The organism is Halobacillus litoralis (assembly GCF_009856445.1).
GTDB lineage: Bacteria > Bacillota > Bacilli > Bacillales > Halobacillaceae > Halobacillus > Halobacillus litoralis.
In genome coordinates this window covers 1-3,224 of the sequence record NZ_WMFA01000025.1, presented here as the reverse complement: position 1 = coordinate 3,224, position 3,224 = coordinate 1, and the positions used below count along the sequence as shown (strand labels likewise).

The 3,224-nt window shown below is 38.1% G+C and carries 3 protein-coding genes; all 3 read left to right on the top strand.

Annotated features, from left to right (window positions below):
* Positions 1-244: 244 nt before the first annotated feature.
* A complete protein-coding gene (istA, locus tag GLW00_RS20190; protein ID WP_160917067.1) occupies positions 245-1,438 on the top strand; it encodes an IS21 family transposase in 1,194 nt (397 codons plus the stop codon).
* A gap of 5 nt (positions 1,439-1,443) precedes the next feature.
* Entirely contained in the window at positions 1,444-2,178 is a 735-nt protein-coding gene (gene istB / locus GLW00_RS20185; protein ID WP_115824383.1) for an IS21-like element helper ATPase IstB, read from the top strand.
* Between the two features lie 357 nt (positions 2,179-2,535).
* The gene (locus GLW00_RS20180) at positions 2,536-3,030 is read left to right on the top strand and encodes a hypothetical protein (RefSeq protein ID WP_160917065.1); all 495 of its coding nucleotides are present in this window, start codon (positions 2,536-2,538) and stop codon (positions 3,028-3,030) included.
* Positions 3,031-3,224 lie beyond the last annotated feature (194 nt).

Sequence of the window (3,224 nt, the reverse complement as noted above, 5' to 3'; positions counted from 1 at the left end):
GATCAATAGAATAATGAAAGTCTTTAATAAATCTTTCCCAGTTTTTGTGGTCAAGCTTTGTAGATTGGTAATATTTATAAGTGAAAAAGCCAAAGCATGTAATGATTAAAACTATTACAATTATCAATGAAAGAGTCGCATTTAAAATGGACAATATAGCCGGATAAAAACTTACAAAATCGTCGCCTTAAATTTCGACAAGCTTCATAATTAAATTGAATCCATACGGGAGGAGATTTAGTTCATGAAGCTGGAGGGAGAGCGAGGAAAAGTGAAAGAATACCTGGAACGTGGGATGTCCTATACGGACATTGCACAGATGTTGGGAATGCATCGCCATACGGTGAAAGCTCTAAGTGAAAGAGAAAGAAATCATGTACAGAAACGTACGAAGAAAGGGTCAAAATTAGATCCCTATAAAGAATACCTATTAAGGCGAGTACTCGAAGACCATGTATTCAATTGTGAAAAGCTATATAAGGAAATTCGAAAACAGGGATATTCAGGCGGCAAAACGATCCTTAAAGAATTTGTACAACCATATCGCAAATCCTTTAAAGAAAGTTATACCAGACGGTATGAGACTGAACCAGGAGAACAAATGCAGGTGGATTGGAAAGAAGCTGGCCTTTACCAGGTTGATGGAGATATTATTCCGTTAATGATATTTGTGGCTACACTGTCTTATTCACGGATGAGTTATGTTTGTTTTGCGGAAAGGCAGGACCGAGAGCATCTGCTTCACTGTCTAGTTGATGCTTTCGAATACTTTGGAGGTGTTCCTGAAAAGGTTCTGTTCGATAATATGAGGACAATAATAAACCGAAGAAGTGGTTCTGAAGTTGAGTGGAATGAAAAGTTCTTAGATTTCGTCGATCATTATGGATTTACACCGAAGGTCCACCGACCTTATCGCCCTCAAACCAAAGGAAAAGTGGAACGGTTCATAGGGTATATGAATGGCTGGTTAGAGACGTCCTCCGTCCGATCATTACAGGAATTGAATCGTACACTAATGAGGTGGGTTGAAGAAAGAGCGAACCAGCGTGATCACTCTACAACAGAACGAAAGCCTGTGGAACTTTGGATGAAAGAATCTCTCGATTCTCTTCCAACAAAATATGAAGTGAGTTATCTAACCTATCGAAAGATAGGAAAAGACGGCGTCATGAATTATCACGCTCGGAAAATACTCATGAACTCCCCTTATGCGGGACAAGAAGTAATGATTAAGGAAACACTGTATGGAAAGATCACTGTTCATCATCGTGGGGAGGCCATATTAACTTATACAAAGGATGATAAGATCCTACCACTCTCCGAACAGATAAGAAAAAAGCAGCGTTCAAAGGCTGGCACCTTCCACGCTGCATCAGATATAGAGGTCGCTGTTCGCCCACTAAGCGTTTACGACCAATTTCTTCGAGAGGGAGAGTGAAAGTGATGAATCAAGTCATCGATACATACTGTGATTCACTTAAATTATCTACCATTCAATCAGAGTGGCGTACCCTCACGGAAGAAGCTTCTAAAGATAATATACCATATCACGTCTTTCTTGAGCGACTATTGGAATTGGAGAATCAAGCACGAATAGAGCGAAGTAGACAAACTCTACTTAAGCTCTCTCGCTTACCTTTTAAGAAAACTTTAGATACGTTTGACTTTCAACGTATTAATGGTGTTTCCAAAAGGGACATCGAAGAATACATGAATCTCAGCTTTATCGAACAAAACCAGAATCTAATTTTTCTTGGGCCTCCGGGAGTAGGAAAGACACACCTTGCGGTTTCAATTGCCCTCGAGGCAATCAGTAAAGGTTTGAAGACATATTTCATGACAGCACAGGAGCTCGTTACGTCACTAGAGACAGCAGATGCCCAAGGGAAATTAGATAAGAAAATGAGAGGAATCGCTAAGCCCTCCCTCCTGATTATCGATGAAATGGGATACTTAAATCTATCGGATAACGGCGGCCATTACTTATTTCAAGTGATCAGCCGGAGATATGAGAATAGCTCTATTATTTTAACCTCGAACAAGACGTTCAGCCAGTGGGGAGAAGTGTTGGGAGATGGGATTATTGCGACAGCAATATTGGATCGGCTGCTTCATCATTCAAGAGTATTTTCAATTGACGGTCCAAGCTTCCGGATGAAAAACAAGTCTGCCGAATAAGGTGGCAGACTTGTATAATTTTAACCCGACGATTTTGTATATAATTAAACGTCCTTGACATCAAAATATTTTTCTTCACAATAACCCTCCTATTTCGAGTTGAATTATATCATCATAAAGATAGATATTCATTAGTCTCTTATATTCAATTCGATTCTAGTAATTTCCATTATAATGAAGCGAGGGGACGGTTCTAGCGCTTCCGACAAAGGCATAAGAACTACCCTTGGCTTTGATTATCTTTAATTCGAGTCTTATAATAACGGGGGCTTATGCTCAATACTGTTTTCGTCATTTTCCCAACTTTCATCTGACGTGGCAGTCTTTTTTGAGAATTTTTAATAAGGAGGGGAGGTCTTGAAGAAGTTTTTTATCATTTTTATGATCTTGATTCCCATAACTGTTTGTGGAAGTTATCTTTATTACAAATTTAATCCGCCTTTAGCTGTCCAGAACGGCTCTGCATACCAGAAAGGAAAAGAAGTAATATTATTAGAAGTAGGGAATAGACATTCTTTCGCCGATATTAAAATAACAGAGTTATTAGTCAATAATTACAAACACCCTTCCGAAGCAAAAATACAGGTTAGCAATCATTCAAAAGGATTCATTATAACTGATGATTTTAATAGTGAAGAGGCAAGTAAGTACCAATTCAAAAGCATAAATAATGTGAAGCTAAAGCCCAACACAGGCCCTCAACTGCAATTAACAAAGGTAAACGAAGGAACCGTTACAGATGATGACTTGATTTACGCTATTACATTAGTACACCAAAGTAGTATAGAGAAAGTAATTATTAAGTATCAATATTTGGGTCTATCTTACGAAAAGGTTGTAACTAACATATAATAAAACGTTTTTCACTAACGGCTCGGTGTGTGTTACTTAAATATATCTCGAAACCGAGTCTTAAAGTAACGGGGGCGATTGCTTAATAAATCACTTTAAGCATATTAACGGAAGATCAGCTTATTAAATAGCAAACAGTTCATGTAGGAGTAAGGTGAGAATAAATGATTGAAAATAAAAAAAGCAAAGGAATA